The sequence below is a fragment of the Arthrobacter sp. SDTb3-6 genome (assembly GCF_013376095.1).
Taxonomy (GTDB): domain Bacteria; phylum Actinomycetota; class Actinomycetes; order Actinomycetales; family Micrococcaceae; genus Specibacter.
Window position 1 is genome coordinate 81,221 of sequence record NZ_JAAMFN010000003.1, and the last position, 24,526, is coordinate 105,746.

The 24,526-nt window shown below is 67.1% G+C and carries 18 protein-coding genes; 5 read left to right on the forward strand and 13 right to left on the reverse strand.

What is annotated here, in order from left to right; genetic code table 11:
- Nucleotides 1–39 precede the first annotated feature (39 nt).
- Nucleotides 40–288 carry a WhiB family transcriptional regulator gene (locus G6035_RS02290; protein WP_038469266.1) on the forward strand — a complete coding sequence of 83 codons (249 nt, stop codon included), beginning with the start codon at nucleotides 40–42 and terminating at the stop codon, nucleotides 286–288.
- Nucleotides 289–511: 223 nt separating this feature from the next.
- Here the strand turns inward: G6035_RS02290 and G6035_RS02295 are convergent, their stop codons facing one another.
- The 4 genes from G6035_RS02295 to G6035_RS02310 form a co-directional block, all read right to left on the reverse strand.
- On the reverse strand, nucleotides 512–1,987 hold the full coding sequence (locus tag G6035_RS02295; RefSeq protein ID WP_176615455.1) for a sensor histidine kinase: 1,476 nt from the start codon (nucleotides 1,985–1,987) through the stop codon (nucleotides 512–514).
- 69 nt (nucleotides 1,988–2,056) lie between these two features.
- Nucleotides 2,057–6,937: an NAD-glutamate dehydrogenase gene (locus tag G6035_RS02300; protein WP_176615456.1), complete on the reverse strand. Its 4,881-nt coding sequence runs from the start codon at nucleotides 6,935–6,937 to the stop codon at nucleotides 2,057–2,059.
- A 59-nt stretch (nucleotides 6,938–6,996) separates the two neighbouring features.
- Entirely contained in the window at nucleotides 6,997–8,829 is a 1,833-nt protein-coding gene (locus G6035_RS20440) for a CpaE family protein (protein ID WP_371130799.1), read from the reverse strand.
- A complete protein-coding gene (locus tag G6035_RS02310) occupies nucleotides 8,826–9,467 on the reverse strand; it encodes a hypothetical protein (RefSeq protein ID WP_176615457.1) in 642 nt (213 codons plus the stop codon). The genes G6035_RS20440 and G6035_RS02310 overlap by 4 nt, the downstream gene beginning before the upstream one ends.
- Nucleotides 9,468–9,665: 198 nt before the next feature.
- Between G6035_RS02310 and G6035_RS02315 the strand changes: the two genes are divergently transcribed.
- The gene (locus G6035_RS02315; protein ID WP_176615458.1) at nucleotides 9,666–9,902 is read left to right on the forward strand and encodes a helix-turn-helix domain-containing protein; all 237 of its coding nucleotides are present in this window, start codon (nucleotides 9,666–9,668) and stop codon (nucleotides 9,900–9,902) included.
- On the opposite strand, the gene G6035_RS02320 is transcribed toward G6035_RS02315, so the two are convergent.
- Nucleotides 9,899–10,459 carry a hypothetical protein gene (locus G6035_RS02320; RefSeq protein WP_176615459.1) on the reverse strand — a complete coding sequence of 187 codons (561 nt, stop codon included), beginning with the start codon at nucleotides 10,457–10,459 and terminating at the stop codon, nucleotides 9,899–9,901. The two genes, G6035_RS02315 and G6035_RS02320, sit on opposite strands and share 4 nt — an antisense overlap.
- 241 nt (nucleotides 10,460–10,700) lie before the next feature.
- On the opposite strand from G6035_RS02320, the gene G6035_RS02325 reads away from it, so the two are divergent.
- Nucleotides 10,701–11,504, forward strand: a complete 804-nt coding sequence (locus G6035_RS02325; RefSeq protein ID WP_176615460.1) for a LysM peptidoglycan-binding domain-containing protein — start codon at nucleotides 10,701–10,703, stop codon at nucleotides 11,502–11,504.
- 71 nt (nucleotides 11,505–11,575) lie between these two features.
- Nucleotides 11,576–12,175 carry an Rv3235 family protein gene (locus tag G6035_RS02330; RefSeq protein WP_176615461.1) on the forward strand — a complete coding sequence of 200 codons (600 nt, stop codon included), beginning with the start codon at nucleotides 11,576–11,578 and terminating at the stop codon, nucleotides 12,173–12,175.
- On the opposite strand, the gene secA is transcribed toward G6035_RS02330, so the two are convergent.
- The 8 genes from secA to mtrA all read right to left on the reverse strand — a co-directional run bounded on the left by secA (nucleotide 12,172) and on the right by mtrA (nucleotide 22,760).
- The gene (gene secA, locus G6035_RS02335; protein WP_176615462.1) at nucleotides 12,172–15,012 is read right to left on the reverse strand and encodes a preprotein translocase subunit SecA; all 2,841 of its coding nucleotides are present in this window, start codon (nucleotides 15,010–15,012) and stop codon (nucleotides 12,172–12,174) included. The two genes, G6035_RS02330 and secA, sit on opposite strands and share 4 nt — an antisense overlap.
- A gap of 130 nt (nucleotides 15,013–15,142) precedes the next feature.
- On the reverse strand, nucleotides 15,143–16,393 hold the full coding sequence (locus tag G6035_RS02340; RefSeq protein ID WP_176615463.1) for a winged helix-turn-helix domain-containing protein: 1,251 nt from the start codon (nucleotides 16,391–16,393) through the stop codon (nucleotides 15,143–15,145).
- 68 nt (nucleotides 16,394–16,461) lie between these two features.
- The gene (gene hpf, locus G6035_RS02345) at nucleotides 16,462–17,166 is read right to left on the reverse strand and encodes a ribosome hibernation-promoting factor, HPF/YfiA family (RefSeq protein WP_176615464.1); all 705 of its coding nucleotides are present in this window, start codon (nucleotides 17,164–17,166) and stop codon (nucleotides 16,462–16,464) included.
- 154 nt (nucleotides 17,167–17,320) lie between these two features.
- On the reverse strand, nucleotides 17,321–18,190 hold the full coding sequence (locus G6035_RS02350) for a ComF family protein (RefSeq protein WP_176615465.1): 870 nt from the start codon (nucleotides 18,188–18,190) through the stop codon (nucleotides 17,321–17,323).
- Nucleotides 18,191–18,286: 96 nt separating this feature from the next.
- Complete coding sequence (locus G6035_RS02355) at nucleotides 18,287–20,041, reverse strand: LpqB family beta-propeller domain-containing protein (protein ID WP_176615466.1); 1,755 nt, start codon at nucleotides 20,039–20,041, stop codon at nucleotides 18,287–18,289.
- A complete protein-coding gene (mtrB, locus tag G6035_RS20445; protein ID WP_371130804.1) occupies nucleotides 20,038–21,150 on the reverse strand; it encodes an MtrAB system histidine kinase MtrB in 1,113 nt (370 codons plus the stop codon). The genes G6035_RS02355 and mtrB overlap by 4 nt, the downstream gene beginning before the upstream one ends.
- Nucleotides 21,035–22,048, reverse strand: a complete 1,014-nt coding sequence (locus G6035_RS20450) for a hypothetical protein (protein WP_371130800.1) — start codon at nucleotides 22,046–22,048, stop codon at nucleotides 21,035–21,037. The genes mtrB and G6035_RS20450 overlap by 116 nt, the downstream gene beginning before the upstream one ends.
- 37 nt (nucleotides 22,049–22,085) lie before the next feature.
- Nucleotides 22,086–22,760 carry an MtrAB system response regulator MtrA gene (mtrA, locus tag G6035_RS02365; protein ID WP_176615467.1) on the reverse strand — a complete coding sequence of 225 codons (675 nt, stop codon included), beginning with the start codon at nucleotides 22,758–22,760 and terminating at the stop codon, nucleotides 22,086–22,088.
- 300 nt (nucleotides 22,761–23,060) lie between these two features.
- Here mtrA and G6035_RS02370 point away from each other — a divergent pair, with 300 nt between their 5' ends.
- Entirely contained in the window at nucleotides 23,061–24,518 is a 1,458-nt protein-coding gene (locus G6035_RS02370) for a hypothetical protein (RefSeq protein WP_176615468.1), read from the forward strand.
- Nucleotides 24,519–24,526: the final 8 nt, after the last annotated feature.

A 24,526-nucleotide genomic window follows, 5' to 3' on the forward strand; every position in this document is an offset into this window, starting at 1 on the left:
CACAAACAGCCTCCCGTTCTAAAGGAGTGAGTGATCAGCATGGACTGGCGTAGTCGCGCAGCCTGCCTCGACAAGGACCCGGAATTGTTTTTCCCGGTGGGAAACACGGGACCGGCCTTGTTGCAGATCGAGGAAGCAAAGAGCGTGTGCCGTCGTTGCCCCGTGATCGACACTTGCCTGAAGTGGGCCATCGAGTCCGGCCAGGATGCCGGTGTCTGGGGTGGTCTGAGCGAAGACGAGCGGCGGGCCATGAAGCGCCGCGCAGCCAGGGCCCGCCGCGCCAGCTAGCACCCGTCAGGCAACCAACCCGCAGGGATGGATGCGCATTGCGTTTTCTACGCACATGCCGTCCGACCGTGCGGGTTTGCTCTTTAAGCGTCCGGCGAGGGCGCCCCCTGGTCGCGGCCCAAGATGCCCTGTGCCCGGGATTGGTTTACATCGTGGACACTTCGGCGCCGGTCCGGCCGTGATCATGGTGCCCGGCACCTTCCGGCGGGCTGTGCCGGAGCATTCAATGGCGGCGGATCAGCGCCATGTCCAGCACCACGGCGGTGCCGCCGCCTTCGCGGGGAATCCATTCTATGGTGCCACCCAACTCGCTGGTGACCAGGGTGCGCACAATCTGCAGCCCCAGCCCCTCGCCGATCTGGCCCTCGGGGAGCCCGACCCCGTCGTCGGCGATGGTCACGGCAAGGGCGTCGTCGCCGGCGTCGTTCTTGTAGCGGCGGGCGGCCAGGGACACTGTGCCTTCACGGTCCTGGAGTCCGTGCTCCACCGCGTTGGTGACCAGTTCATTGATGACCAGGGCCAGCGGCGTGGCAAAGTCGCTCGGCAGTTCGCCGAAGACGCCCTCCCGCTCGGTGTGGACCCGCTGGGAGGGTGAGGCGACCTCGGCGGACAGCCGGAACTGGCGGTCGATCAGTTCGTCAAAGTCAACGCTTTGGGCCAGCCCCTGAGAGAGCGTTTCATGCACCAGGGCGATGGTGGAGACCCGGCGCATGGCCTGCTCCAGGCCCTGCCGCCCCTCTTCGCTGTGCATGCGCCGGGACTGCATGCGCAGCAGCGCCGCCACGGTCTGCAGGTTGTTCTTCACCCGGTGGTGAATCTCGCGGATGGTGGCATCCTTGGTGACAAGTTCCTGCTCGCGCCGGCGCAGCTCGGACACGTCACGGCACAACACCAGCGCACCAAAGCGTTCCGTGGCGTCGCGCAGCGGTATGGCCCGCAGGGAAAGGCTCACCCCGCGGGACTCGATTTCGGTGCGCCACGGCATGCGCCCGGTGACCACCAGGGGAAGCGTTTCATCCACCATGCGCCGGTCCTTGAGCAGGCCGGTGGTCACCTCGGCCAGGGAGCGGCCCTCCAGGGACTCGCCGTCGCCCAGGCGCCGGAACGCGGATACGCCGTTGGGGCTGGCGTACTGGACGATCCCGTCCACATCCAGGCGCAGGACGCCGTCACCCACACGTGGGGCGCCGCGCCGGGAGCCGGTGGGCGAGGCGAAGTCGGGCCACAGTCCCAGGGTCCCCATTTTCAGCAGGTCGTAGGCGCACTGGCGGTAGGTCAGTTCCAGCCGCGAGGGCATCCGGGAGCTGGAGAGGTCCATGTGGGTGGTGATGACGGCCAGCGTGCGGCCGTTGCGCACCATCGGAATCGCCTCCACGCGCATGGCCAGGTCGGCGTTCCAGATGCCGGTTTCACTGGACCGCTCAATGTTTTGGCTCCGCCAGGCCGCGGCGACAAGTGGTTCGAGTTCCGGGCGGATGCCCTCGCCCACGAAGTCCGTGTGGAACATGGTGTGGCTGGTGGAGGGCCGGACATGTGCCAGGGCAACATAACCCTTGTCCTGGTGCGGGAACCACAGCGCCAGGTCGGCGAAGGAGAGGTCGGCAATCAGCTGCCAGTCCCCCACCAGCAGGTGCAGCCATTCCGCATCCCCGGGCCCAAAGTCTGCGCCTTCCTTGATCATGTCGGCGAAGATGGCCATGCACGGCTCCTTACAAATAGTGTGGGCGGCGGCCGGTCCCGCTGGGGAACCGACCGCCGCCCGGTTCGGCTAGCGCCGGACGATCGAACGCAAGAGCCTTAATGCTACAGACAACGACGCCATGTCGTCTTGTTCCAGCCCGTTGACCTCCGCGAACATCTTGGTGGCCCGGCCCAGTTGTTCCTTGTTCTGGGCCTCCCAGCCGGCGATGCGGTCTTCGGTCGGCAGGCCCTCGTCGGTGCTGTGCATGACATTGCGCGTCATGTCGGCGGTGGTGGCGTACAGGTCGTCACGCAGTGCGGCGCGGGCCAGCGCCTGCCAGCGGTCGTTGCGCGGCAGCGCCGTAATCCGTTCCAGGAGCGCGTCAATGCCGTAGCGGTTATACAGGCTGTAGTAGATGCGGGCCACGTCTTCCACGGGCTCGTCAATGTCCCGGCTGACCTTCGCCACGTCCAGCAGCGGAAAGGTCTCGAACAGTTCGGCCCACTGCCGCCCCAGCCGGTCAGGCATGTTGCACGCCTTCGCCCGGTCATACCAGGACCGGACGCGTTCGGCATCAACCCCCTGGACAAAGCTGGAGAGCCGGCCGCCCACCGATGCGACCACGGGCTTGAACTGGCCAATGACCTCCTCGATGCTGCGCTGGCCCGTGCCTTCGTTGACCAGCCAGCGCAGTGCGCGGTCCAGGAGCCGGCGCATGTCCAGCTGCACGGCGCACCACTGCACGGTGGGGAACGACGGCGGCAGCTCGCGCAGTGCCGCCGTCATGGATGCGAAGTCGAAGATCTCGTGCAGGGCCACAAAGGCCTTGGCGATGGCCAGCTCATCCGCATTGGACTCCTCCATGGCCCGGAAGGCGAAGGTGATGCCGCCCAGGTTGACCATGTCGTTGGCGACGACGGTGGCGATGATCTCGCGGCGCAGGGGGTGCGAATCGAGTTCCCCGTCAAAACGGGCGGCCACTTCCTGGGGGAAGTATCGGCGCAGGGTGCGCTGGAACCAGGGGTCGTCCGCCAGGGTGCTGGCGGACAGCGCGGTAGCCAGCTCCATCTTGGCGTAGGCGGCAAGCACTGCGAGTTCCGGGGAGGTCAGGCCCTGCCCGCCCTGCAGCCGTTCGTGCAGTTCGTCATTGGTGGGCAGCGCCTCGATGGCACGGTCAAGGTCTCCGTGTTCTTCCATCCAGTCCATGAACCGCTCATAGCTCGGGCTCCACTCCACCACGCGCTGCCGGTCGTTGAGCAGCAGGACGTTTTGGTCGATGTTGTCCTCGAGGACCAGGTGGCCGATCTCGTCCGTCATCGACATCAGGAAGCCGGCCCGCTCGGTTGGGTCGATGTTGCCGGCCGCCACCATGCGGTCCACGAAGATCTTGATGTTCACCTCGTGGTCGGAGCAGTCCACGCCGGCGGAGTTGTCGATGGCATCGGTGTTCAGGATGACCCCGTGCAGGGCGGCCTCGACGCGCCCGTGCTGGGTCATGCCCAGGTTTCCGCCTTCGCCGATGACCTTGACCCGCAGGTCCTTGCCGTCAACGCGGATGGCGTCGTTGGTTTTGTCCCCCACCTCGACGTGGCTCTCTGTGCTGGCCTTGATGTAGGTGCCGATCCCGCCGTTGTAGAGGAGGTCGGCCGGAGCCAGGAGGATGGCACGCAGCAGCTCCGGCGGGCTGAGCTTGACGGTGCCTTCCGGCAGGCCCAGTGCGGTGCGGACCGCGTCACTGATGGGGATCGACTTCCGCGTCCGCGGGTAGATCCCGCCGCCCTCGCTGATCAGCTCCTTGTTGTAGTCCTGCCAGGATGAACGGGGCAGGTCATACAGCCGCTGGCGTTCGTCAAAGGCGGCCCCGGGGTCGGGGTTGGGGTCCAGGAAAATGTCCCGGTGGTCAAAGGCGGCCACCAGCTTGACGTGGCGCGTGCGCAGAAGGCCGTTGCCGAAGACGTCCCCGGACATGTCCCCAATGCCAACTGCCGTGAACTCCTCGCTCTGGGTGTCGACGTCGAACTCGCTAAAGTGCCGCTTGACGGACTCCCAGGCACCACGGGCGGTGATGCCCATGGCCTTGTGGTCGTAACCGACGGAGCCGCCGGAGGCGAAGGCGTCGCCGAGCCAGAAGCCGTACTCGGCGGAGATGGCGTTGGCCGTGTCGGAGAACGACGCCGTGCCCTTGTCCGCGGCCACCACCAGGTAGGTGTCGTCGGCGTCGTGCCGAACCACGTTTTCCGGCGGGACCACCACCTCGCCGTCCGCCGTCGCCACCAGGTTGTCGGTGACGTCCAGCAGGCCCCGGATGAAGGTCTTGTAGCTTTCGCGGCCCTCGGCAATCCAGGCGCCGCGGTCGACGGCGGGGTTTGGCAGGGCCTTGGGGAAGAAGCCGCCCTTGGCCCCGGTGGGGACAATTACGGCGTTCTTGACGGTTTGGGCCTTCACCAGTCCCAGGACCTCGGTGCGGAAGTCTTCCCGGCGGTCCGACCAACGCAGGCCGCCGCGGGCCACCTTGCCAAAGCGCAGGTGCACGCCTTCAACCCGGGGCGAATAGACCCAGATTTCAAACATGGGGCGGGGGAACGGCAGGCCGGCGATCTGCGAAGGGTCCAGTTTCAGGCTCAGGAATTCCCGGCCCCGGTAGTAGTTGGTGCGCAGGGTGGCGTCGATCAGGTTGGCAATGGTGCGCAGCACCCTGTCGGCGTCCAGTGTGGGGACGCCGTCCAGCGCCTTGTCGAGGCGGCCATGGACTTCAGCGACACGTCCGGCCCGGCCTGCCTCATCACCGCTGGGGTCAAAACGGGTCTCAAAAAGCTCCACCAGCGACCGGGTCACGGTCACGTTGTGCAGCAGCGTGTCCGCAATGAAGCCAAAGGAGTTCGTGTTCCCCATCTGGCGCAGGTATTTGGCGTAGGCACGCAGGATGACGATCTGGCGCCATTGCATGCCTTCAGTCAGTACCAGGCGGTCAAAGAAGTCGGATTCGCTGGCACCCGTTGTGGCGGCACCGAACGCGTCCGTCAGGAGTGCGGCGGTTTCCAGCGGGTCCACGCCGGCGGGGTACTTCAGGCCGAGGTCGTAAAGGAAGAAGTCGCGCTTGTCAGCCGTTTCAATCTCGAAGGGACGTTCGTCAATGACCTCAATGCCGAGGTTGTGGAAGAACGGCAGGATCTTGCTGAGGCTTTGGGGGTGCGCCATGTACAGCTTGACCCGGGCATCACCCTGCTGGCCGTCGAGGGCCCCGCCGGGCAGGTAGACGTTCATCCCGGGGGCGCAGGCTTCCGGCGCCCCTCCGGCGTCGATGACCTGCTTGTACCGGGTGTCAAAGTCCTCGAACCGCTTGATGTCCGCCAGTGCGTCCTCAACTTCAAAGTCCACCCGGTAGCTTGCCGGGAATGCTTCGGACCACTTGGCGGCCAGATGTTCTGCCGTTTCGAGGGGCTGGGTGTTCCGAAGCACTTCGGTGATGCCCTCGGGCCAGGAACGGGCCGCCATGACCAGCCGCTGTTCCAGCTCGGCGGACTGGAGATCGGCGGGAATGCGGTAATCCTTGGAAAGGCGGATGCGGAAGAACAGGCGGGCCAGGGCCGACTCGCTCATCCTGGCCTCAAAGTCGATCGACACGGCCTCGAAGGTGCGGGTGAGCTCGTCCTCAATGCGGCGTCGCACGGCGGTGGTGTAGCGGTCACGGGGGATGAAGATCAGCGCCGACATGAAGCGCCCGTAAATGTCCGGACGGAGGAAAAGCCGCGTGCGGCGGCGCTCCTGCAGGCGCAGGATGCCCTCTGCGGTTTCAATGAGCTGGGAGGTTTCAATCTGGAACAGTTCATCGCGCGGGTACGTTTCCAGGAGGGCGAACAGGTCCTTGCCCGAGTGGGAATCGGGCGGGAAACCAAAGTGCCGCAGCACGGCGTCGACCTTTTCACGCACCACGGGGATGTTGCGGACCGAGCCGGTGTACACGGCCGAGGCGAACAGGCCGATAAAGCGCTGCTCGCCATTGACGTTGCCCTGCGAGTCAAAGGACTTGATGCCGATGTAGTCCAGGTACGAGGCCCTGTGCACCGTGGAGCGGGAATTGGCCTTGGTGATGACCAGCACCCGCTTCTCGCGGGCCTTCCGGCGCCCGGTGGTGGTCAGGTGCTGCACGGTGGGGTGGCTGGAACCGTCGCGGAGCAGTCCGAGCCCGCTGCCCTCACGGTTGACCAGCACGTCCTCGCCGTCCTGCTTGACGAGGTCATACTCGCGGTAGCCCAGGAAGGTGAAGTTTCCTGCGTCCATCCAGTGCAGCAGGTCCTCGGCCTCGCGGATGTCGGCGAGGTGCTCACCGGCCAGCTCGGTGGCAAGGACTTCGGCCCGGCTCAAAGCCTTTTCACGCATGGCGGGCCAGTCCTCGACTGCGGCGCGGACGTTGCCCAGGACCTTGGTGAGGCCTTCGACCAGCCGGGCCTTGGCGGCGTCGTCCGTCTTGTCGATTTCAACGGCGATCCAGGACTCAAGGTGCGAGGAACTGTCTCCGTCGGTGACGAGGTGGGCGATGCTGGGCATGGTCGCGGTGTCCCCGCTGGCCACCCCGGCATGCGAGGGCACCTTGTGGATGCCGGTCAGCACATGGCTTCCCCTGGCACGGGCGACGACAAACATCGGGTGGGTCACCAGGCGGATGGCCAGCTTTTGATGGACCAGCTCAGCACTGACGGAGTCGACCAGGAACGGCATGTCGTCCGTCACGATGTACACCACGCCGGCATCACGTTCATCGAGCACCTCGACCTTGACCGTGCCGGGTGCCCGGTCCGCGGCGAGTTCGCGGTGGGTCAGCGCCCGGGCGGTGAGGGTTGCCGGGTCGTAGGCCGCGGTGTCCTCGGCGGACAGCTGCGCATAGTAGTCGGTGATGAATTGTTGGTCATCGGCGCCCTGGCGGGCGGGATCCTGCACGGACCCGGTCTTGGGTGAGTTGGACGACATAAAAACAAACGCCTCCGCGAAATAGTAAAAGACCGCTTCTTTGCGGCCTCACCCCGAGCCTAGCCCGGATTCCCGGGCCCTGCTGTGGCGCTTACTACAGCAGTTTCAGGAGTCTGTTGGGCAGGTGCACAACAGATGCCGAGGATGGCCCGGCGCAGGGGCGACTCCGGTGCAATTTCCATCAGCAGCCGGCCTTCCGTCAGCGCCCGTGCCGGGAGGTCTGCATCCCACGGCAGCGCATGGCTGATGGCCAGCGCAGGGCCGAACCGCGCCCAGGCGTCCTCAAGTTCCTTGAGCGGCGATCCCCCTGCCGACCTTTTCCGGACCTTGTTCAGCACCACCTGAACCTCCGCACCGGCACAGGCCTCGGGCAGGGCAGCGAGTGCCCGGACAAGCCGGGGCACGCCGACGGCGTCCGCGCTGCCCACTGCGAAGACGGTGTCTGCCTGGCCCAGCACGGCGAGCGTTGCCGCGTTGCGCCGGGGCGCCACCGTGTCATAGCTCAGTTCCTCATCGGTTTCCAGGCAAAACCCGCAATCGACCACGACGGTGTCCACCAGGGACAGCGCCGCCTGGAGCACGCGTTCAACGGCGGCCGCACGCAGTTCCGGCCACCTGTCGGACCGAGTGAGGCCCGTCAGGAGTGAAAACGTGCCGCCGGCGCACACCACCTCGGAGCTGATCCGTGCCAGTTCACCCACGGTCAGGAGTCCCTGGTCGGCCACCCGGCAGGCCTGGGCAAAGGAAGCCGCCTCATCCAGCAGTCCCAGGCTGGCGGCCACGCTGGCCCCATAGCTGTCCGCATCAATCAGCATGACGCGGCGCCCCTGCTCAGCCAGTTCAGCCGCCATGTTTATGGCGACGAGGGTCCGTCCCGGGGATCCGATGGGACCCCAGACGGCCAGTGTCCTGGGCGGGCCGCCGCCGTGGTCCGGCCCATCCGCGGGGCCGCCCGGAATGCGGGCTGCGCCCGGTCCCACCCTGCTCCTGCCGTCCCGGTTCCGGAACAGGGTGCTGCCGGCGACCCCTGAAGCCATCCGTGCCGTCACCTGACGGAGGCCGCCCGCGTCCCTGGCCGGGCGGCCGACTGGCCGGACGCCGTCGGCCAGGCCACGGTTCGCTCTGACTCCGTGCGGGCCACGGCCCGCACCGTCTCCCTGGGGGCCGCCGGAGCCGCCCCCGGAGGCTCCACCTTCGGCGGCGTCCGGCAACATCCCGTGAAACGGGGCCTGTCCGGAACCGAATTCAACACCGATGTTGGCGTCCGCCGGTCCGCCCGGCCCGCCCGGCACCGGGCTGCCGGGAAGGCCTGGTGCCACCCCATCGATGGGCGCCGGCGCGCCGGACTTTTGTCTGCGGGCGGACTTGCGCCCCCGGACGGCGGCACCGCTGCGCCCCAGTCCCCCGGCGGCGGGCGGGGATTCATCGGGAGGGGTCCGTCCGGCGTCGTTCCGGGACGGGTCCGGGTGAAGCCCATCGGGGCGGGGGCAGGATTCGTGCTGTGCCGAGAGCGCGAACCCGAGGGATACGGACTGCGGGTGCCTGCGTGCGCTGACCACGGCCAGGATGGATTCGGTAATTTGTTCCGCCGTGACCCTTCCGGTGACGGGCCACGCGCCGATGCTGCGCAGCCGTGACGCCTCCGCCGGCGAATCCGCCACGGAGACGACACTGACGCCGACGGCAGTGAGCCGGTCGACCAGGGTGGCGGTCAGGCCGTCGGTTTCCGAGGCCACCACGGCGACCTGCGCCAGTCCGCTTTGGCAGGCGGCCAGCAGGCCGGCAAGCTCGGGGCAGCGGCGGACCACGGATACGGGGCCGCGACGGTGTTCGAGGGCGTCAATGGCGTTGCCGGCAGTGTCCCCCACCGTCACCACGGTCACCGGGCTCACCGGGACCCTCCCGGGTTCCAGACCACCGACACCTTGGCCTTGTTGGCGACGGCACCGAGGAATTTGGGCATCTGGACGTCGGTCACCAGCACCATCAGCTGGGTGGTTTTCGCCGATCCCAGCGTGGTCGAGGCGTCGGTCAGCGCCGCCACCTCGGCACCCGGCAGCATCAGCACCGGCTCACGGTAGCCGTTGCGGTCATCGGGCAGGGCAACCCACACGTCAACGTGCGAGCCTGCCACGACTTGTTTCGGCAGCGGTTCAGAAACTGTCACCGATGCGGTCTTGCGATCCAGTGCATCGGTTCCGCCGATGCTGCTGGCCGGCACGAGCTCGCCCTTGGGCACCATGCGTACGGCCACGGGGTGGCCGGGCAGCTCTGCCCCCGGGTCCAGGTACTTGCCTTCGAGATCACCCAGGCGCACCCGCACCACCGCAAAGGAGTCCTCAGTGATGCCCTGGCCCACCACCAGCCCGTCCTTGGCGACGAATGCCGGCACCGTCCTGTCCGCGCCGCCCACCAGCGCCACCACACCGGCCACGGAGGCCAGGACCAGCAGGATGCCAACGAATAGCCGCGGGTCCTTCCATGACGGCTTGGCCAGCCTTGGCGCCCTGCCCTGTGAGTCCATCCCCATGGCTCCTCCCCCGACACCGCCACGCCGTGGCTCCCCCGCCGCGTGGACTGCATTGTTGTCATTTCTACCGTCGTTCGGCCCGCGGTGAAAGCCCTTCCGGGAAAGTTGTGGATAAGTTACCGGGGCCCAACCACCACCAAAGACGACAAACGGTGGATAACCGGAACAAAGAGAACCAAATCGGAGGATAATGGAACCATGCCTAGATTCCTGACGCTGGCCGACGTAGCCGAAGAACTCCAAATCTCCGCGGCCGCGTGCTATTCACTGGTCCGCAGCGGTGAGCTTCCGGCCTTCCAGATCGGCGGCCGCGGGCAGTGGCGCGTCGATGCCGCCAAGTTTGACCAGTTCATCGAGGACCGCCATGCCGCCGCCCGCGCCATGCTGGCTGCAGGCAACGTGCCCGAGACGGAACCAACCGGCAGTGCCGGCTAAAACTCGTTTTCACCGGAGGACGTGACGGACATCAGCGCGTCCAGCGCGACCACCACGGCATCCTTCCGCCGGCCGCCGCCCCTCGCCACGCCGTCGGCCAGTGGCGTGACCACCACAAAGTCGGCACCCACCTGTTCCAGCACGCCGTGCACGCCGGCCGGCTGCGCCGCCTCCAGCCCCAGGACCACGGCGGCCCTGTTGCGGGCCAGAATCCGCAGGGCCGAGGCGAGCGTGTAGCCGACCCGTCCCTGCCGGGCCACCCTGGCCGGGCCGAGGCCGCGTACCTGCATCAGCTTGGCCAGGGGCAGCACCACTGACAGCCGGCCCGTGCCGAGCAGCAGCCATTGCTCTTCCACGCGCTGGAGCGTGCCGTGATGGACGACGCCGTCGCGCAAAACCGCGGCTATCCCGCCTCCCAGCGATCCGCGCAGGGCATCGGCCAGCGTGGCCTGGGACGCCTCGATGCGGGAAAGTTCATCGACTTCCCGCTCCAGCTCCTGCTGGGTGGCTGCATGCCACTGGGCATCAAGGTCACCAAACAGTGCGTCCCATCGCATGCCGCCACGCTAGGCCCTCCCCACGGCCGCGTCAACCACGGCCCGCCAGGGCATGCGGTCAGGCCACCGCCGCACAGGCAGGGTCCGCGCCGCCGCAAGCCCTACCGCCGTTGCCCTTTTCCACAGCCTTTGACAGGGGGTGGACATTGCGTCCATCCAGGCACAAGATGTACTAAAAGATAATAAAAACCATCAAACTACATCAAACTACATTAAAGACGTTCGAAAGGGAGGTTGGACCATGAAGAGACAGGCTGCGGCGGATGCCGCCATGACTGCGGCCGTTCTGCTCCTCGGTGCATCACTGGTCTTCGCCGGAGAGGCCCTGCTCCGCCGCCGGATCCGCGGTCAATTCCCTGCTGCGCCCTTGGCGCTCGACGAGGTGGTGGGCGCCGCGGCCGCAGGGATCGGCATTGCCGTCACAACGTGGTGGCTGGCCGCCCTGGCCTGCGCGTTTCTGGCCGGCCTGGCCAGGTTGCGCGGCCGTTCCCGCCTGGCCCAGGTGGCAGATGCGTGGTCGCCGGCCTTCATGCGGCGCCTGGTGGCAGTGGTCCTGGGCCTGAACCTCCTGGCGGCACCCATGGCCACGGCCGCTCCGGGCACCTATCCCGTCGACCCCCGGTGGCAGCCGGGGCCGGTGGCGGCAGCGCCCCTTCACGTTGCACCCGCAGGCCCCGCCACCCGTGTTGCGGCCGCAGGGAAACCGCCGGCCAACCGCGCCCCGGCTGTTGCGGCTGGCAAGGGCCCGCCGGTCAACCCCGCCTGGACACCGCAGGCGCCTGTTATGGATCCCGGACCCCTGGCCCGTGCCGAGACACGGCCTTCCCAGCGGCGCGAGTCCCCGGTTGCGGGAGCAGGCGGGAAGGTGGTGGTGCGTGGCGGTGACACCCTGTGGAGCATTGTCGCCGGGGCCTTGGGCCCCTATGCCACCGATCTCGAAGTGGCGCAGGCCTGGCCGGACTGGTACCGGGCCAACCGCAGCGTCATCGGCAACGACCCCAACGTCATCCTGCCCGGCCAGGTGCTGCACGCCCCGGCCGGCTAAGGCCGGGAAAGCACCTTTCAACATCACAGGCCGTCTTGCGGCATGACAGGCAAAACCGTTCAAAGGAGAACATGATGAACACCATGGCCATCGAGGAACCCACCCCCACGGTCCCAAAGCTGGTGACCCGTCCCGCTCCGGCGGCACAGGGCCAGGACTGCGGCAACACCCAGGGCATGCCGGGGGAAGTCGTGAAAATGACCCCGCGCCCCGCCCGGGCCATGGGACCGGGAGGGACAGGGACGCCACGCGTCGCCTCCGGGTCCGGCACCACCGTGCTTGATCCCGGCGCCCCGGAACGTGCCCTCGTGGCGGAGATGTCGCGCCGGATAGCCCAGGCGGCATTGGAGGTGCTCAGCGGGGTCCGCTCGGTCCAACAGCTGTCCCGCTGGCTGGACGCCCGGTGCTTCAGTGCGCTGACTACCCGGGCCAGGCTGCATGCCGCGGCCTGCCAGGCCGAAAACCGCCGTCAAAGCCAGCCGGGAGGCAACGGCAACGTCAGCCTGCTCCACCACCAGCCGCTGGTTCATTCAACCCACTGCTGTGCCGTGGCGCCCGGGATCTACGAATCATCCGTGGTGGTGGCGGACAAGTCGCGGTTCCGGGCCATCGCCATGCGTTTCGAGGAGACGCATGGCACCTGGAAGGTAACGGCGCTGCAGATCGGCTAGCGCTTTTTCTTCTTCTTGGCAGACTTTGCGTTCTTGTTCCCGGCACGCTTGGCCGACGGCGGGAGGCCGCTGCCGTTGGAGCGCCGCTCCACGTGCGTCTCTGCGTCGCCTTGCGCGTCGGGGGAAGTGAACTGGAGTTGGGCGGGGCGTTCCGGGGCCTCGAGCCCCGGAGCCAAGACCCGGACCGCGCCGTGCACGTGGTCACCGGACTCGTGCCCTCCCGCGGCGTGCGCCGCCACGCCCTCGGCAGCCTCGCCGCCGGCGGCGGCACCTGCCACCCGGCCCATGAGTCCGGCCGGAGCTTCAGCGACGGCACCAACAGCCGTTTCCGGCGCGTTCTCAACCTGGACCTCGAGGTTGAACAGGAAGCCGACACTCTCTTCGCGGATGGCTGCCATCATGGCCTGGAACATCTCGAAGCCTTCGCGCTGGTATTCGACGAGCGGATCGCGCTGGGCCATGGCCCGCAGGCCGATGCCTTCCTTGAGGTAGTCCATCTCATACAGGTGTTCCTGCCATTTGCGGCCCACGACGGAGAGCACCACGCGGCGTTCGAGTTCGCGCATGGTTTCCGAGCCCAGGGCTGCCTCGCGTTCGCGGTAGGCAACCTGGGCATCGGAGAGCAGCTCGGTCTTGAGCATTTCTGCCGTGATGCGTCCCTCGCCGCCGGCTTCCTCGGCGATCTCGTCAACGGAGACCGAGACGGGGTAGATGGTGCGCAGGTTGGTCCACAGCGAGTGGAAGTCCCAGTCGCCCGGGTGGCCCTCGTTGATGGTGGCGTCAATGATCTCGTTGACAGTGTCTTCAAGGAAGAACTGCACCTTTTCGTGCAGGTCGTCGCCCTCAAGGATCCGGCGGCGGTCCCCGTAGATTGCCTCGCGCTGCCGGTTCAGCACGTCGTCGTATTTCAGGACGTTCTTGCGCTGTTCGGCGTTGCGCCCCTCAACCTGGCCCTGCGCGGAGGCAATGGCCTTGGACACCAGTTTCGATTCCAGGGCGACGTCGTCCGGCATGGACGAGCGGGACATGAGGCGCTCTGCCGCACCGGAATTAAACAGCCGCATCAGGTCGTCCGTGAGTGAGAGGTAGAAGCGGGACTCGCCGGGGTCCCCCTGGCGTCCGGAACGGCCGCGCAGCTGGTTGTCGATGCGCCGCGACTCGTGGCGCTCGGTGCCCAGCACATACAGGCCGCCGGCGTCGAGCACGGCCTGGTGTTCGTCCTTGACAGCCAGTTTCGCGGCCTCGAAGGCGTCATGCCAGGCGGCCTCGTACTCTTCCGGCGTCTCTTCCGGGTCCAGTCCCTTCGCGGCCAGCGCAGCGACTGCGTTGAACTCGGCGTTGCCGCCGAGCATGATGTCGGTGCCACGGCCGGCCATGTTGGTGGCCACCGTAACGGCACCGCGGCGCCCTGCCTGGGCCACGATCGCGGCCTCTCGGGCATGGTTCTTGGCGTTGAGGACCTCGTGCTTGATGCCCCTTTCGCCCAGTTTCTTGGAGAGGTATTCACTCTTCTCCACGCTGGTGGTGCCCACGAGGACCGGCTGTCCGGTTTCGTGCCGCTTGGCAATGTCCTCCACGACGGCGTCGAACTTGACGATCTCGTTCTTGTACACCAGGTCGGGCTGGTCCACACGCTGCATGGGCATGTTGGTGGGGATCGGGACAACCCCCAACGAGTAGGTCCCCATGAACTCGGCCGCCTCGGTCTCGGCGGTGCCGGTCATGCCGGAAAGCTTGTCATAGAGGCGGAAGTAATTTTGCAAGGTCACGGTGGCCAGGGTCTGGTTTTCGGCCTTGATCTCCACCCCTTCCTTGGCCTCGATGGCCTGGTGCATGCCTTCGTTGTAGCGCCGGCCGGCGAGGATGCGCCCGGTGTGTTCGTCAACGATGAGGACCTCGCCGTCCATGATGACGTAGTCCTTGTCCCGCTTGAACAGTTCCTTGGCCTTGATGGCGTTGTTGAGGAAGCCGATCAGCGGGGTGTTGGCAGATTCGTAGAGGTTGGTGATGCCGAGGTAGTCCTCGACCTTTTCAATCCCGCTCTCCAGGACGCCGACGGTGCGTTTTTTCTCGTCGACCTCGTAGTCGTCCTCGTTGTCCAGGCGCAGCACCACCTTGGCGAATTCGCTGTACCAGCGGTTGGCGTCGCCGGACGCCGGCCCGGAGATGATCAGCGGCGTACGCGCCTCGTCAATGAGAATGGAGTCGACCTCGTCAACAATGGCAAAGTTGTGGCCACGCTGGACCAGCTCATCCTTGCTCCACGCCATGTTGTCACGCAGGTAGTCGAAGCCGAATTCGTTGTTCGTGCCGTAGGTGATGTCCGCCGCGTACTGGGCGCGCCGCACCGCAGGATCCTGGTTGGAGATGATGCAGCCGCTGCTCTGGCCCAGGAAGCGGAACACGCGGCCCATGAGATCGGACTGGTATTCGGCCAGGTAGTCGTTCACGGTGACCACGTGGACGCCCTTGCCCGTCAGCGAATTCAGGTAGGCCGGGGCCGTGGCCACCAGGGTTTTTCCTTCACCGGTCTTCATTTCGGCAATGTTGCCCAGGTGCAGTGCGGCCCCGCCCATGAGCTGGACGCGGAAGTGGCGCAGCCCCAGGGTGCGTGAGGATGCCTCGCGGACCGCTGCAAACGCCTCGGGCAGAAGGTCGTCGAGGGACTCCCCGTCCTGGTGGCGGAGCTTCAGCTTGTCCGTTTCTTCACGCAGCTCGGCATCGGTGAACGTCTGGAAGGAATCCTCCAGCGAATCGATGGCGTCAGCGAGCACGTTAAGTCGTTTGAGCGTCTTGCGATCGCCTGTTCGAAGAACCCGCTCAAGAAGTGATGGCACGAAATTGCTCCCAATCTATGGCTGCCTAAAAGTGGCGTAACCAGTCTACGTGAACGGGCACAGCCTCCGACCAGTCTGCCATGTCCGGCAGGGAAATCCCTGAACGCTGCCGCGGTTTGCCGCCCCGGACTTAGCCGTGCCGGGTTTCCATGGCCAGTTGGCGGGCCAGGTTCCCCCGGGGTTCAACGACGACGCAGTCCAGTCCCAGCCAGTGGGCCATGAGGGCCAGTTCGACAGCCAGCGCGGACGCCGTTTCGGCCGGGGCGTCCGGTTCGGCGAAGGCCCCCCGGACCAGCAGCCTGCCCTCCTGCCGGTCGGCCTTGAGGTCAACGCGGGCCGCCATGGTTTCGCCCACAAGGAACGGCAGCACGTAGTAGCCGTATTTTCGCTTGGCAGCAGGCGTATAGATTTCCAGCCGGTAATGGAAGTTGAACAGGTCCAGCAGCCTGCGCCGTTCGAAGACCAGTGAGTCAAAAGGACTCAGGAGCGCCCTGCCCTGTGCCTTGCGGGGGATGGTCGCTGACGTGTGCAGGTACGTCGGTGCGCTCCAGCCGTCAACCTCGACCCGTTCCAGGGTGCCATTGGCCAGCAGGCGCGCCACCGAGCCGGCCGCCTCCTTGGCCGGGAGGCGGAAGTAGTCGGCAAAACACCGCAGGGTGCCGATCCCATGGGCACGGGCACCAGCCGCCATGAGCCGGTCCATGGCTGCCTGTCGCCCGCCTTGCCCCTCGCCGCTGCCGTCCGGGGCTGCGCTGCCGTCCCCCGGATCCTGCCGCAGTGCCGGGGGCAGCACATTGCCAACAAGGGTGTAGCGGCGTTCAAACTGCTCATTGCGTGATGCGGCCCCCACCACCCCGCGCTCAAACAGCCCTTCCAGGGTCCTCTTGACGGAGCTCCAGTTCCAGCCCCACTCGTCGCGGGACTTTTCCTCCTCGTGGCCGATCCGCGTCTTCACCTCGCGGGCAGTCAGCGGCCGGCTGCTGGCCAGCAGTGCCAGGATTTCCCGTTCCAGCCCGTCGCGCAGCTGCGGGTCAAGGCTGGCGGAACCGGCCCACGTCCGGTTCTGCCAGAGGGTGAGGTCGTGGAAGTGTTCGGGCCGGATGTAACTGGCCTCGTGCGCCCAGTACTCCATCATCTTCCGCGGGGCCCGGCCGGAGAGCGTGGCAAGAATGGTCCGGTCGTAGTTGCCCAAGCGGGAGAAGAAGGGCAGGAAATGGCTGCGGGCAATGATGTTGACGGAATCAATTTGCACCAGTTGCAGCTGGGCAAAAGCCCGGCCCACCGCCCGTGCGTTCACGGGTTGGACGGGCCGGACTCCGGCGAGGCCCTGGGCGCTGAGTGCAATTCGCCGCGCCTGTGGCAGGCTCAGGCGTGCACCCATCCGTACCTTGGCTCCCTTTCCTGGTTGGCTGATGTTCGTTGTATCGGCGGCGGCGCCGGACCGGCCTGCTAGACCTTGGCCGGTACGTCCGGGGAGCGGTAGGCGGAAATTTCCTCCGCGCCCGTCCCTTCATCCGCGTTGGGGTCCAGGGAGATGACACCGTAGGTCCAGCCGCTGCGGCGGTAGACCACGGACGGGATGCCGGTGGCCGAGTCCATGAACAGGTAGAAGTCGTGTCCCACCAGTTCCATGTTGTCGACGGCGTCGTCAACACTCAGCGACGCAGCCGGGAAGACCTTCCGGCGGATCAACACCGGAGAGTCCCCTGCGGGGATGTCGTTTTCGATTTCATAGGGCGAACGTTCCGTGGCGGCTTCCGGCTCCGACTGTGCGTAGATCGGTTCCGAGCTGCTGACGGGGGTGAGGGCCCCGGTCGCCTCGTTGACGGCCACGGGGGCGTGGCGGCCGTGGTGGACCTTCTTCCTGTCCTTGGCCCGGCGCAGCCGCTCCAACAGCTTGCCGTAGGCCAGGTCAAACGCCGCGAACTTGTCCGATGCGGCTGCCTCGGCGCGGATCACCGGGCCGCGGCCGAGGACGGTCAGCTCGACTGTCAGCGGCGTCTCCGCCGACCTGGACTTGGACTCCTTGGAAATCTTCACATCGACACGCTGGACCTTGTTGGCCAGCTGCTCGATCTTCGTGAGCTTTTCGCCGGCGTATTCGCGGAAACGGTCTGAAACACTCAGGTTGCGACCGCTGATCATGAACTCCATGGTGCCCTCCAAATAACTTCGGTGACACGGCGGCCGGCAAGCAATCCAAGCTTCGCTCCTGGCCGCCGACGGGTGGTTTCCCCTCGTGAAAGGTACCCGTTTACTCACGTTAGTTCACGGATACCTTTTATTCATCTTTTGCCCAAAACTATTTTCAGGCGCGCCGTCCCAGGGTGGTTCCGCCGCCCCCTTGGCCGGGCGAACGGGCTGCCGCCAGCACCAGCGCACCGCATACAGTGGCGCCCGTTCCCGCCAGGGTCCGGGCTGCCTCGCCCACCGTTGAGCCGGTGGTCAGGACGTCGTCAACCACCACGACGTCGGCCCCGGCCAGAAGCGCGGCAGGCCTGGCGCCGCGGTGGAGCCTGCGGCGGATGCGCATGGAGTTGCGGACATTGGCGCGGCGGGCGGCGCGGCCCAGTGCTTTCTGCTTCCTGCGGTGCCAGGGCAGCCTGGGCCGGATGGCCAGCAGTGGCGCAACTGACATTCCCGGCGGCAGCCGGCGTTCCCGGGCGAGTGTGTGCAGCAGGAGGGCCACGGGGTCGTAGCCGCGGCGCCGCCAACCGCTGCCGGTGCTGGGCACCGGAACCAGCATCAGCTCCCGGCCGCCCGTTCCGGGCAGCAGCCGCGGCAGGGCCTCCACGCCGCGCCCCAGGGCGCGGCCCAGTTCGGTGGCCAGTTCAGTGCGGCCGTGGTTCTTGAAGGCCAGGATGGCGGCCGAGAGGATGTCCCGGTAGTCACCCACGGCAACCACCGGCAGCGTCGTCTGGCCAAAAACACTCATCAAGGCATCGGCCGCCTCCTCCGCCCGAAACGGGTCGCGTGCCTGCCGGCGCAGGGCCACGGCGCAGTCCGGGCACAGTGCCGCGTCGTCACGGCCACAGGCGACGCATTCGGCGGGCATCACCAGATAGTGGAAGTCGTGCCACGCCGCACCCCACCAGGACAGGGTCCGGGCCCACCAGTGCCGCGGCTTGTCCCGGTGCCTGGCGGCAGGCCTGCCGCTTGCAGTTCGGGGGACGTCCATCCCCCCAGCCTTGCGCCCGGCTGTCCCGGCCGCCAGTGCCCGGTGCGAAACTGTGGACAACACGCCTGCCATGTGCCTTGGGGAGGGCGGCATCCGTCAGCCCGCGTACGATGCCTGGCCCAGTCCCTTGACGGCGGGCTGCCAGGAGTTTCCCGCCTGCGAGTACATTTGCGACGGTGTCTGGGCGTGCACATCGTGCAGTCCTGCCCCGGCACTGAGCCAGGTGGCGCCCTTGAGCGGCGCCAGCGTTGAGGTCGGCCTGGCGAAGTCCAGGACCTGGATGGCCACCTCGGACGTCGTGGACGGTGCCATGGCGGCGACGCTGGTCTCGCCGGTCCACACGCCGATGGTCGGCGCGCCCTCGTGGGCCAGGTTGATGGGCTCTGTCAGTGCCTTGGGGACCTGGCCGGAAACGGAGATGCCGGTGATGGAGACCTGGCTTTCCCCGTGGGCGTTGGAGATGACGAGGGCGCGCGTGCCGTCACGGGAAATTCGGAAGGTGGTGACCTCCCGGCCGGTCAGCCACGGGACGGTGAGCACCACCGGCGCCGCTGCCTTGGCCCCGGGGTCGGCGTTGGCGGCGAAGACCATGCCGGAGCCATCCCCGGCGGCGGTCCACAGCCATCCGTTCGGGGCGAAGGACGGCGCGGTCAGGGCCACACCGGAGGCGACGTTGTCCGGCGGGTGGCCCGCCGAAACGGTGAAGGCGTGGTTGCCGTCGGCGGAGAGGAAGGCAAAGTTCTTCTCGTTGTAGGACATGGCCGGCTCGTTGGGGCCCAGCGCCGCCACGGAGCCCAGCCCTGCCACGCGGGCGACGGTGCCGCCGTCGTACATGGCAAGCTCGTTTTTCGAGATGCCCACCTGGGCGGACGGGACGGGGTTGTCGATGACCATGGCGGGCACGGCGTCGCCGGATCCGCCCATGTCCACCTCCCGGTCGTCGGCCAGGAACTGCACCTCCGTCACGTCGTTCACGGCCCCGCGCAGGGAGACGAGCAGCTGCGCATGCATGCGCTGGCGCTGTTGCACGCTCGATTCCAGCAGCGGCTGGGCGGTCAGGCCCACCTTGGCCAGGCCGTTGTTGACGGACACGGAATCCCGGGCCAGCGACATGCCCGCCGGAAAGGCGCTGAAAACGGCGCCCTTGAGGTAGGGGGCCGGCCCGGCCAGCATGTCCCGGACAATGGACGTGGCGGTGCGGGAGCCCGTTCCGGCCAGCCAACGGACATCGGGCACGCCGTAGGTGTAGGTGGAATCGTAGAAGTAGAGCGTGACCGGCTTGAAGAGCACGTTGAAGGTGTCCTGGCTGAGCACCACGCCGTCGGGCGTCTTCGCAATCCGCCATTCCCCGTCGACCTGGACCAGGTCCATTTCGATGGTGTCCGTCGACCCTGCCGGTGCGGGTGTCATCACGCCGGTCGAATCCACGGAGGAAACGGTGTCGAACTTGACCAGGTAGGAGTCCTTGGCCTTGCCAGGCGTGACTGAGACGGTATTGGTGTAAACCAGCGTGCGCTTGTCCGCAGCCCACGACTGGGCCAGCGGGGCAGTCAGGTACTGCCTGGCGGTCTGGAAGTCGTCACCAATGCCGGTCCCCGAGTCAATGAATCCGCGGATGATGCTTTCCGGCGACGCCCCGGCCACCGGGTTGTACTGCTGGTAGTCGACCTTGTTGGAGTTGCTGCGCGTGCTCACCGGGTCGCTGGTGCCGACCGGCCCGTCGGTGGGGATGGCCGCGCATCCCGCCATGAAGAGCACGACGGCGGCCATCGCCAGCAGCGCCGGAAACCCCTTGCGCCGTGGCTGGCGGTGGCGCGTGTCCAAGGCCCTGGCCGGCAGGGTATCCCTCATGATTCCGCCTTTCCCTGGTCACCGTGGGACGGCGTGCCGGTCTTGGCCACGCCGGGGCCGGCGGCACCGTTGTGTGTTGTGGAACCGGCAGGGCCGACGGCGCCCAACGCGCCGACCACGCCAAAGGAGCCGGTGTTGGTCATGATAGGGCCGGTGTTCAGGTGCAGCGACGCGGCCGCGGCACCGCCGTCGGGGGGAAGCGGTACCGGGGAGTGCTCCAGCTCGCCGCCGCGCTTGCGCGGGAGCGTGAGCCTGAAGCAGGCGCCCTCGCCAGGGGTGCCCCAGGCATCAAGCCAGCCGCCGTGCAGCCGCGCGTCCTCGGTGGCGATCGACAGGCCCAGGCCGCTGCCGCCGGTGGTGCGTGCACGGGCCGGATCGGCCCGCCAAAACCGGTCAAAGACGTGTTCCAGGGCGTCCGGGGACATGCCGATGCCGTAATCGCGCACGGCCACGGCCAAGGCACTTTCGTCGGCAGAGACGAAAATCTTCACCGGCCGGCCTTCACTGTGTTCCAGGGCGTTCAGGACCAGGTTGCGCAGGATCCGGTCGATGCGGCGGGCATCCATTTCCACGATGCATTTGTGGTTGCGCAGCCTCGTGACCACGGAAAGCTGGCTGTGGTTGGCCTCGGCGACGGGCTGTGCGGCGTCGATCACGGAGTCGATGACGGAGAAAATGTCCAGGGATTCAACATCGAGGTCAGCCACGCCGGCGTCAAACCGGGAAATCTCCAGCAGATCGGCGAGCAGCAGTTCAAAGCGCTCCACCTGGTGGAACAGCAGCTCCGAGGAACGCTTGTTGATCGGGTCAAAGTCGTCGCGGGCGTCGAACAACACCTCAGCGGCCATGCGCACGGTGGTCAAGGGTGTCCGCAGCTCATGGGAGACATCGGAGACGAAGCGCTGTTGCATCTCGGAAAGCGCGGCCAGGGCGTTGATCTGGTCCTGCAGGGACGTCGCCATTTTGTTGAACGACGTGGCCAGCCGCGCCATCTCATCCTCGCCCACCACCGGAATGCGCTCTTCGAGCCGGCCGGCGGCAAGTTTCTCGGACACCGCAGCGGCCAGGCTGACCGGCCGGACCACCATGCGCGTCACGTACCAGGTGATGGCGCCGATGAGCAGCAGCAGGATGCCACCGGCAAGCCACAGCACCGACTGGATGTAGTTCTAAGGTCAGCTGGGCGCTGTTGAGGTCATAAAACATGTACAACTCGTAGCCGGTGTTCAACAGTTCCACCTGGGAGCCGATCGCCACCGCCGGGTGGCCGCCGGAGGATCCGGTGGGCAGTTCCATCGACTGCCAGAACTGCCCCGTCTTGTTCGCCTGCACCACTTGGCGCAGTTCATCGGGGATGATGGCGGAGGTAACGCCGATGGACCCGACGGAGCTGACGGCCAAGGTGCTGTCCTGGTGCGGGATCTTCACCATCAGGTACTTGCGGTTGTCGTCTGAGCCGCCCACTTCCAGCAACTGCAGCTCGTCGCGGACAAAGGTGGAAACCCGTTGCTGGTCGCTGAGGCTGGCCCCGGAGAAGCTTTCCTGGACCTGGGTGGCACCACGGCTGGATTCCACCTGGGCCTGGGCCAGCCTTTCCTTGAACAGTCCGCTGGAGATCTGTCCGGCAAGGTAGCCGCCGACCCCAATGACGGCGATGGAGGCAATGACCAGCGTGGTCAGCACCGTGCGGAACTGCAGCGAAGTGCGCCAGCTGCGTCCAAGGGCCGCCTCGCCGGCCTTCAAGGCTCGCCAAATGCCCCGGCCGGCCGCCGCCAGGCCATGGCACAGCTGCGACCACGCGCGCGCCATGGCACCGCCGGGCTCGTCGGGGCCGGGCACGTCGGGGCCGGGCTCGTCGGGGCCGGGCTCGTCCGTGCCAAGCGGCGGGGCCGCAGCGGCCGCCGGCGACGGGGGCGCAAAGGATGTGCCGGCGTCGGGCCCGCCTGCGACGGCGCCGCCGGAACCGCTGTCCACCGGGTGTCCCGTCCCTTCCTGACTGGTTTTCATGGTGCTTCCGCCGCTGTGTCCGATGCCGTCGATGCCCTTACTGCCCGGCCTTGTAGCCCACGCCGCGCACAGTCAGGACCACTTCGGGGGCCTCAGGGTCACGTTCAATTTTAGAACGCAGGCGCTGGACGTGGACGTTGACGAGCCTGGTGTCGGCTGCGTGACGGTAGCCCCACACCTGTTCCAGCAGCAGTTCGCGGGTGAAGACCTGCCACGGCTTGCGTGCCAGCGCCACGAGCAGGTCAAATTCCAGCGGGGTCAGCAAAACCCGCTCGCCGGCGCGGCGAACGGCATGGCCGGCCACGTCGATGGTGATCTCGCCGATCGACAGGGTTTCCGGGGCCTTCACGTCGCCCGGGCGTAGGCGGGCACGGACGCGGGCCACCAGCTCCGCGGGCTTGAACGGCTTGGCCACGTAGTCGTCGGCACCTGATTCGAGGCCGCGGACCACATCGGAGGTGTCCGACTTCGCCGTCAGCATGACGATGGGCACGTCGGATTCGCCGCGGATGAGCCGGCACACTTCAATGCCGTCGATCCCGGGCAGCATGAGGTCCAGCAGCACCAGGTCCGGCTTGTTCGAACGGAAAGTCTCCAGCGCCTTGGCACCGTCGGCACAAAAGACGGGGTCGAATCCATCATTGCGCAGCACGATCCCGATCATCTCGGCCAGTGCTTCGTCGTCGTCTACCACTAAAATGCGTGCCTTCATGGTTCTATATTTGCCTATTCGGGGCCCAAAGTCCCCATCGCCCCTCCACGGCGGGGCGGAAACCGCGACGTTTCGCGTGCCCGGGGCGGTCCGCAGCTGCACGCCTGGCCTTTCCGGAGGGCCCGCGCCGGTATTTTCCGGCAGGTCACGGGGCAATTTCAGCTCTTGCGGATAGGGTAGAACCTGGAAGCTGCATCTTCTTCCGGATGCTCCCGAGCGCCCCGCCAACGGGCCCTCACCAGGACCCGCCGGGGCGGGCGCAGCGGACATTTTGACGGGGGACCAAGACACGGGAGCATCATGACGCAGGAACCACAACAACCGCCGGCCGGCCCGGGCCAGGGCGGTTCCGTTCCGCCGCCGGGACCGCCGCCTGCCCAGCAGCCCGCGCAACCGCAGTGGGTGCCGCCGCATTACGAACCTTCCCAGTGGACGCCGCCGCAGCAGCCTGCGCAGCCCCAGTGGGGGCAATACGCGCCGCAGCCGCCGCAGTGGGGACGGCCGCAGCAGCCCGGACCGAATCCCTACGGCTACAACCAGTACGCCGCCCCGCCCAAGCCCGGCGTCATCCCGCTGCGCCCGCTGCGCCTGGGCGAGGTGCTCGACGGCGCGTTCCAGGCGGCCCGGCGCAACGGCAAGGCCGTCTTTGGCTCCACCTTGATCTTCCAGGTCCTCACGGCCGTCCTCACGCTCGCCGTGAGCCTGCCGTTCCTCAACGGCATGTCCACCAGTATTTTTGCCGACTCGCTCTCGCAGACGGCGCCCACCGAGGCGCAGCTGAACAATTTGGCCGGGTCCGTGCTCCAGTTCTCCATCGGCACTGTCGGCATCGCCATCATTACCGGCCTGCTCGAGATGGTGTTGCAGGGAGCCTTGGTGGTCCCGGTCCTGCGCGCCACCCTGAACCATAAAACCGGCTTTGGGCAGATGTGGCGGCTGGTCAGGCCCCGCATCGGAACGCTGCTGTTGCTGGCACTGGTCTACGGCGTGGCCACCATTCTTGCCGTCCCCGTCTACATGGCCGTCCTCATCGGGATTCTGTTTGCCACAGGCAGCATCGGCTCAAGCTCCGGCGGCCTTGCCGCCGTGGGCTTTGGCCTGCTGCTGGTCCTGCCGTTCCTGGCGGCGGGCGTGTGGGCCGGCGTCAAGGTCATGCTGGCCCCCGCCGCGATCGTGGTGGAGAACACCGGCGTGTTTGCCGGGATCAAACGGTCCTGGCAGCTCACGCGGCAAAATTGGTGGCGCACCTTCGGCATTGCTGCGCTGGCCGCCATCATTGCCAGCGCCATCGGCGCCATCATCAGCACCCCCGTGAGCCTGTTCATGGGCCTCCTGCTGCCGGTGATGGCGCCGGGCCCCGACCAGCTGGCCGGCACCACGGCGATCGCCTCCATCGCCACCTCCCTCATCGGCGCCCTGGTCGGTGCCGTGACAGTCGCCTTCCAAACCGGCGTCATGGCGCTGCTCTATGTTGACCTGCGCATGCGCCGCGACGGATTCGACGTCACCCTCCTAAAGGAGTCCGAATCGGGGAAGGACGACGGCGGCATCCCCGGCCGGGGTGCCCCGGTCCCGGCCGCGGCAGGATCCACGCAGGCCGCCCCGTATCCGCACCAGCCCCCACCCGCCTACCCGCCTGCCTGGTATCCGGGGCAGGACGGGCCTTCGCCCCACCCGGGCCAGATCCCGCCCGGCCAGCAGCCCCCTTCCGCATACCCACCCAACGGGTACCCGCCCAACCAGCAACCCGGCCAGTAGGCGCCCCT

Coding starts and splice junctions, on each gene's coding strand:
- G6035_RS02290 (WP_038469266.1), top strand. CDS start 40: ATGGACTGGCGTAGTCGCGCAGCCTGCCTCGACAAGGACCCGGAATTG.
- G6035_RS02350 (WP_176615465.1), bottom strand. CDS start 18,190: ATGGACGTCCCCCGAACTGCAAGCGGCAGGCCTGCCGCCAGGCACCGG.
- G6035_RS02295 (WP_176615455.1), bottom strand. CDS start 1,987: ATGGCCATCTTCGCCGACATGATCAAGGAAGGCGCAGACTTTGGGCCC.
- G6035_RS02370 (WP_176615468.1), top strand. CDS start 23,061: ATGACGCAGGAACCACAACAACCGCCGGCCGGCCCGGGCCAGGGCGGT.
- G6035_RS02300 (WP_176615456.1), bottom strand. CDS start 6,937: ATGTCGTCCAACTCACCCAAGACCGGGTCCGTGCAGGATCCCGCCCGC.
- G6035_RS02315 (WP_176615458.1), top strand. CDS start 9,666: ATGCCTAGATTCCTGACGCTGGCCGACGTAGCCGAAGAACTCCAAATC.
- G6035_RS02320 (WP_176615459.1), bottom strand. CDS start 10,459: ATGCGATGGGACGCACTGTTTGGTGACCTTGATGCCCAGTGGCATGCA.
- G6035_RS02355 (WP_176615466.1), bottom strand. CDS start 20,041: ATGAGGGATACCCTGCCGGCCAGGGCCTTGGACACGCGCCACCGCCAG.
- G6035_RS02325 (WP_176615460.1), top strand. CDS start 10,701: ATGAAGAGACAGGCTGCGGCGGATGCCGCCATGACTGCGGCCGTTCTG.
- G6035_RS02310 (WP_176615457.1), bottom strand. CDS start 9,467: ATGGGGATGGACTCACAGGGCAGGGCGCCAAGGCTGGCCAAGCCGTCA.
- G6035_RS02330 (WP_176615461.1), top strand. CDS start 11,576: ATGATGAACACCATGGCCATCGAGGAACCCACCCCCACGGTCCCAAAG.
- G6035_RS20450 (WP_371130800.1), bottom strand. CDS start 22,048: ATGAAAACCAGTCAGGAAGGGACGGGACACCCGGTGGACAGCGGTTCC.
- mtrA (WP_176615467.1), bottom strand. CDS start 22,760: ATGAAGGCACGCATTTTAGTGGTAGACGACGACGAAGCACTGGCCGAG.
- G6035_RS02340 (WP_176615463.1), bottom strand. CDS start 16,393: ATGGGTGCACGCCTGAGCCTGCCACAGGCGCGGCGAATTGCACTCAGC.
- hpf (WP_176615464.1), bottom strand. CDS start 17,166: ATGGAGTTCATGATCAGCGGTCGCAACCTGAGTGTTTCAGACCGTTTC.